Annotated in this window: 2 protein-coding genes; both read right to left on the bottom strand. The window is 64.1% G+C overall.

Translation table 11 applies throughout. From position 1 onward, the window contains the following. Positions 1 to 855: 855 nt before the first annotated feature. The gene (locus tag YUA_RS0121575; protein WP_027532586.1) at positions 856 to 1,257 is read right to left on the bottom strand and encodes a VOC family protein; all 402 of its coding nucleotides are present in this window, start codon (positions 1,255 to 1,257) and stop codon (positions 856 to 858) included. Between the two features lie 59 nt (positions 1,258 to 1,316). Then, complete coding sequence (locus YUA_RS0121570; RefSeq protein ID WP_027532585.1) at positions 1,317 to 6,143, bottom strand: NAD-glutamate dehydrogenase; 4,827 nt, start codon at positions 6,141 to 6,143, stop codon at positions 1,317 to 1,319. Positions 6,144 to 6,434 lie beyond the last annotated feature (291 nt).

Genomic DNA, 6,434 nt, shown 5'->3' with positions numbered 1-6,434 from the left:
CTGATCGCCAGGGGCAAGGAGCCGAAGGTTGCGCTCACCGCCTGTATGCGCAAGCTGATCGTGATCCTCAACATCATGATAGCGCGCGGCGAAAAATGGGACGTCAGGCGGTACGAAGCGAGCGATCCCGCTCGGCTTCCGCCGAGCGCATGCCCGGCCTAAAGACCGGTGAGCGGACGACGTCAAGGCCGTAGCCGCCGGAGGCGGTGGCGCGCACGCGCCAGCCTTGAGGTCGACCGATCACTGGTCTACTTCACAGTTGCTCCCGGGAGCCGAATTCCTTCTGGCCTCCCTCGCCCCGCGAATTGACGATGCGGTTGACCCGGTTGGGCGCTCCACACCTCCACGACAGGCTTGGCCGTAGCAACGACGGTCAGGACCACACGGTTTTGCCGTACGCACGCATCGCCTGGTGCCACAGGGTCTCGCGGCCGTGTGCACACGCGCCGCAAGAATGTTGGCGAGACGAATTCAACAGCGCCGCTCGTCCGCACGCGGCTTCGGGCTCACAGGGACTACCCGCCCTGCCCGCACCCCTCGTGCCGACGCTGCCGCGTCCACCGCAAACCCGGCTCGCAATTCGTGACGACGTACGATCGCCCCTCAAGGATGAGCCGGGATAGCGCGACACATACGCCATTTCCGAATTTCGGTAAAGTGGAATATTCTTACGGAAAGGGGTTGACGGGGTGGCGAAACAGGCCGAATGAATCACGGGACGTAGAGTCTCGCGATCTGGACGGACTTTTTTCGACCTTGATAGAGCCGCCAAAACAATCCGCCAGCAATGCGCAGAGCTGGCGGCGCGGCTCCGAAAGCTCTCGCCTTGGTCAGTCAGCCATATTCGCCGCAAGCCTACGTCCGCCCAATCAGCTGAGCGATCTCCCAGACATGACCTGAGGGGTCGGCAAAGGATGCGGTTCGCCGTCCCCATGGACGGTCGATCGGGCCATTGAGCAGATCGACACCAATCCTCCGAAGGGCTGAGCACACCTCATCGACGTCAGCGACCCTGATCGTCAACAGTGCGCGGGCCCCGGCGGAAGACGGCCCAACCGGCAACGGCTCGACGAGCGGACGCGCCTGAGACACGTCGAGAAGATTGATCAGGAGCCCGCCGAATCTCAATACGGACGAGACGGCGTCCTCCCAGACTGTCTCGGACGTGAAAACCTTGGCGTAGAACGCCTTCGAAGACGCAATGTCATCGACGAACAGCGTGATGACTTCAACTTCGCTTGGCAGACCATTGACCATGTCGCCCCACTCCCCGCCGTTACGGCGCGAGCTTACGTACAACACGAGCGGCGCGCCATTCAGGCTTTGACCAAGTCCCCCAGCAGGTTCGCCGCCACCGTCAGCTTGGCAAGGGTTAGGCCGCTGGCAGCAATTTCCTCGACCGAACGGCGGATACGCGTCGCTTCGGGGTGGGCCGCGAGCCAGGTCTCGACAGCCTGCGGGCCAGACTGGCCGGTTGCCAGCATATCCGCGGCCAGTCTCCTTTCGGCGCCAGCGATCTGCTCAACGGCGCGATCGATGGCCATGCGCTCGAAATAATCGTTGGCCGGCACACTGCGAGCGGCGGCGATGATGCGATCGAGGCGGAAATTCGCCTCGGCGGCGTAGAAGGTCGCGGCGGCATCGCCGATGGGGCGCGTGGTGCGCTCGGCAACCGTCACGATGTCGGGTGCCGACACCAGAGCGTCGAGATCGGCGAGCTCGCCGACGAGGCCGGCCGGGACACCGGCGTCGGTGAGTTCCTGCCGCCGCTTGACGCGCGCGGCTTGCAAGTCCGGCGGCAGGGCGGTGTCGAGCCCGGCGACGATCTGGCGGATAGCCGGGCCGAAGCGCGCGACGACGGCCTCCAGTCCGACCTTGAAATCGACGTTACGCAAGTACCAGACCATGCGGGAGAGCAGGAGGTCCTGCACTGAAGCGTAGAGGGACAGCTGCAGCTGCCCGTCGATGCAGGTGTCGAGTGCATCGATCGCGTCATTGAGCCGCTTCAGTCCGTAGCATTCATCGACCGCCACATAGGCCATGACGGTGGTCGGGATATCGGCGTCGGTCTCGTCGATCAGGCGCACGACACAGGCCGCGCCGCCGCGATTGATCACCGCATTGGCGAGACTGGTCGCGATGATCTCCCGCCGCAGGCGATGCCACTTCGCCGCTTCCGGGAATTTGTCCTGAAGCTCGCGCGGGAAATACTGGGATAGTTCGCGGGCAAGATAGGGGTCATCGGGCACGCTGGTGACGAGCAGGTCATCGTAGAGGGTCAGCTTGGCGTAGGCGAGCAACACGGCAAGCTCGGGCCGCGTCAGGAACTGGCCGCGCCGTTTGCGCTCGGCGAGCGCTGCGTCGTCCGGCAAGAACTCCACTGCGCGGCTGAGCAAGCCGCGCTGTTCGAGCGACTGCATCAGGCGGGTGAGGAAGCCGGTCTCGGCCACGCCCTTGCGTTCGGCCAGTGAGAGCGCCAGCGTCTGCAGATAGTTGTTGCGCAGCACCAGCGCGCCGACTTCGTCGGTCATCGCGACAAGCAGGCTGTTGCGGTCAGCGGGACTGAGGCGTCCCTCGCGCTCGGGGCGCGCCAGCGCGATCTTGATGTTGACCTCGACGTCGGACGTGTTCACGCCGGCCGAATTGTCGATGGCGTCGGTGTTGAGCCTGACGCCGTTCTGCGCCGCTTCGATGCGGCCGCGCTGGGTGACGCCGAGATTGGCGCCTTCGCCGATCACCCGGGCGCGAACGTCGGCGCCGGTGATGCGGATCGGATCATTGGCGCGGTCGCCGGCCTGATCGTCGCTTTCCGAGGACGAGCGGATATAGGTGCCGATGCCGCCAAACCACAGAAGGTCGGTGCGCGCTTTCATGATCGCCGTCATCACCTCGAAAGGCGTGGCTTGTGGCTTGTCGAGATCAAGAAGGGTGCGTACTTCCGGGGCGAGCGGGATCGCCTTGAGCGAGCGGGGGAACACGCCGCCGCCTTGCGAGATCAGCGACTTGTTGTAATCCTGCCAGCTCGAACGCGGCAGGTCGAACAGGCGTCCGCGTTCGGCGAAGCTGATCGCCGGATCGGGCGAGGGATCGATGAAGATGTCGCGGTGATCGAAAGCGGCGACGAGCTTCGTCGCAGGCGAGAGCAGCATGCCATTGCCGAAGACATCACCGGACATGTCGCCGACGCCGGCGACGGTGAACGGCGTGGTCTGAATGTCGGTGCCGAGCTCGCGGAAGTGGCGCTTGACCGCCTCCCAGGCACCGCGCGCGGTGATCCCCATCTTCTTGTGGTCGTAGCCCTGGCTGCCGCCGGAGGCGAAGGCATCGCCGAGCCAATGGTTTTTCTCGGCCGAGATCGCGTTGGCGACGTCGGAGAAGGTGGCGGTGCCCTTGTCGGCGGCGACGACGAGGTAGGGATCGTCGCCGTCATGCCGCACGGTAGAGTCGGGCGGCACGATATCGTCGCCATCGAGATTGTCGGTGAGTTCGAGCAGCGAGCGAACGAAGATGCGATAGGCTTCGGTGCCTTCGGCCATAAAGCCGTCGCGATTGGAGGGCGCTGGCAGGCGTTTGGGCACGAAGCCGCCCTTGGCGCCAACCGGCACGATCACGGCGTTCTTGACCTGCTGCGCCTTCACGAGGCCGAGGATCTCGGTGCGGAAATCCTGCGGTCGGTCGGACCAGCGCAAGCCACCGCGCGCAACCTTGCCGAAGCGCAAATGAATACCTTCGACACGGGGTGAGTAGACGAAGATCTCGTAGAGAGGTCGGGGAGCGGGCAGGTCGTCGATCCGGCGCGCGTCGAACTTGAAAGAGATCACCGGACGCGGATGTCCATCCTGGCCGATCTGCCACAGATTGGTGCGAACGGTTGCCTGCACCAGATTGGTGAAGCGGCGCAGGATGCGGTCTTCATCGAGCGAGGCGACGGATTTGAGCTGCTCCTCGATCTCGGCAAGCAGGGCCGTCTCGCGCGCCGAGCGCTCGGCATCCGTCAAGGCGAGGCGCGGATCGAGGCGGGCCTGGAACAGAGCGACCAGGGTGGCGGTGATCGCGGCGTTCTTGCGCAAAGTCGTCCACATATAATCCTGGGTGAACGGAGCGCGAATCTGGTGCAAATAGCGGGACAGCGCCCGGATGGTCGAGACTTCCCGCCAGCCCAGGGCGGTGCGCAGGATCAGGGCGTTGTACCCGTCGGATTCGGCGCGATCGGCGACCACCGCCATGATCGAGGCTTCCAGGCGATGGCTGAATTCCGGGTTGATCTCGATCGGCTCGCGGTCGCTGGTCTCGATTGTCATGTCGTGCAGCCAGACCGGCTCCGGCCTGTTGCCGGGCACGATCTGATAGGTGCGTTCGTTGACCACGCGCAGGCCGTGGTTCTCGATCACCGGCACGCGGTAGGACAGCGACAGCGGTGCAGCGTCCGAAAAGACCTTCAGGCCGAAGCGCCTGGGATCCTCCTCGCCCTCGTCGCGGTGAACCGAAATCGTCACCGGGCGGGCTGGCGTGAGCTTTTCGACGGTCGTGATATCGGCGATCGCCTGTTCCGCCGCGAAAACCTCGGTATAGCCGCCGCTGAAGGCCCGGGCATAGCGGTTGGTGAGCATGCGCGCCCGCATGCCATCGGTCGACGCGGCGAGCGCGGCCTTCAGCTTGTCGGCCCAGGTTGCGGCAATGGCGCTGATCCCGGCTTCCAGTGTCGCACGCTCGACGACCGGCGTTTTGCCTTCATAGCGCCCGATGATGTAGTGGACGCGCGCGAGCGCCCCTTCAGGGAATGATGCGTAGGAGGCGGACAGGGTCCCCTTGTAGACCTGCGACAGGAAGGCACCGACGCGCGTGCGCACGTCGGTGTCGTATTTGTCGCGCGGAATGAAGGCGAGGATGGAGACGAAGCGATCGAACTTGTCCACCCGCGCCAACGCCCGGACGCGCGGGCGCTCATAGAGGATCAGGATCTCCATGACGAAATTGTAGAGAGTGTCGACGTCGATCTGGAACAGTTCGTCACGCGGATATTCCTCGAGAATATGCATGAGCGCCTTGCCGGAATGTCCGTTCGGGTCGAAGCCGGCACGCTGCAGCACCCTCGAAACCTTGTGGCGCACATAAGGGATCTGCCGTGCCGAGCGGGTGTAGGCACCCGAGGTGAAAAGGCCGACGACGCGCAACTCGCCTTCGAGCCGGCCGTCGGGCGAATAGAGCTTGATGCCGACATAGTCCATGCGGATGCGGCGATGGACGCGGCTGCTGACATTGGCCTTGATGACGATCAGCAGGGTCGGCTCACGCATGAACTCGCGGATTTCCGACGTCATCACTACCATTTCGGCGCCGCGGCGCAGGACCTTCACGTCCGGATCGCGCAGGATGCCGAGGCCTTCGCCGGTCGTGATGTCGTCCGACGCGTCGCTGTCGGGCGAGAAGCGATATTCGCGCACGCCGAGGAAGGTGAAATTGTCCGCGCAGAGCCATTGCAGGAACTGATTGGCTTCGGCGACCTCGTCGATCGGCAGCGGCGGCGGATTGGAAGAGAACGTCTCGATCGCTTTCTCGACGCGGTCGCGCATGACGCGCCAGTCGGCGACGCAGGCGCGGACATTGTCCAACGTCCTGGTCAGGCCGTCGATCACCTTCTGACGATCGGCATCCGCGTCCAGGCGGGTGATGTGGAGATGAATCAGGCTTTCGCGCGCGCCCTTTGCTCCTTCCGGCAGTGCTTCGCCGTAGAAGCGCAGCAGCTTGCCCCGATCATCGCGCTCCACGGCGATGATCGGGTGAGCGACCAGGGTGACTTCGATGCCCTGCTCGGCGAGCTCCGCCATGGTGGAATCGAACAGGAAGGGCATGTTGTCGTTGAGGATTTCGAGCACCGAAATCTCGTGCCCGTTCGGCAACGTCGGATTGACGACGCGGATATCGGCGCTGCCGGCCGTCCGCCTCTGCACGTGCTCCCAGGCTTGCTCCGCCAGGAGGGCAAGCGAGGCGGCATCGTATTTGGCGAGATCCTCGATATTGGTGTAGCCGAACAAGGGCTCGGCAAAGGCCCGGGGGCTCTTGCCCGCTGGCACGCTGCCCGCTGCATCGCGGATCAGGATTGCCCGGGCCTTGTCGTCACGCCGCGCCATAATGTCCTCCATGTGCCGTGCCGTCTGACCGCAAGTGCGATCGGCGGCTTCATCCTGGAGTGCGTCTCTTCGCGCGCTGCAATTGAGTGCTGCGCGAAATCCTTGGTCTCGAAGCTTCGACGGTTTCCTGCGATCATACTACGATCCCGGAGCGAAAGGCGCACGCTGTCGTGAGGCTGAAATCCCCTATGACAGCGGGTGAGGCCGAAGTCTGCGCCGACACCCGTCGAACCATTCGGGATGGGAAAAATCACAAGCAATTTCAATTGCGTATGAGTTCGCAGCGATATTCTGAATGGCGCA

Source organism: Bradyrhizobium sp. WSM3983 (genome assembly GCF_000473045.1).
Classification (GTDB): Bacteria; Pseudomonadota; Alphaproteobacteria; order Rhizobiales; family Xanthobacteraceae; genus Bradyrhizobium.
The sequence above is the reverse complement of the archived record's forward strand: the minus strand, read 5'-3'. Positions and strand labels throughout refer to the sequence as shown.

Coding starts and splice junctions, on each gene's coding strand:
- YUA_RS0121575 (WP_027532586.1), bottom strand. CDS start 1,257: ATGGTCAATGGTCTGCCAAGCGAAGTTGAAGTCATCACGCTGTTCGTC.
- YUA_RS0121570 (WP_027532585.1), bottom strand. CDS start 6,143: ATGGAGGACATTATGGCGCGGCGTGACGACAAGGCCCGGGCAATCCTG.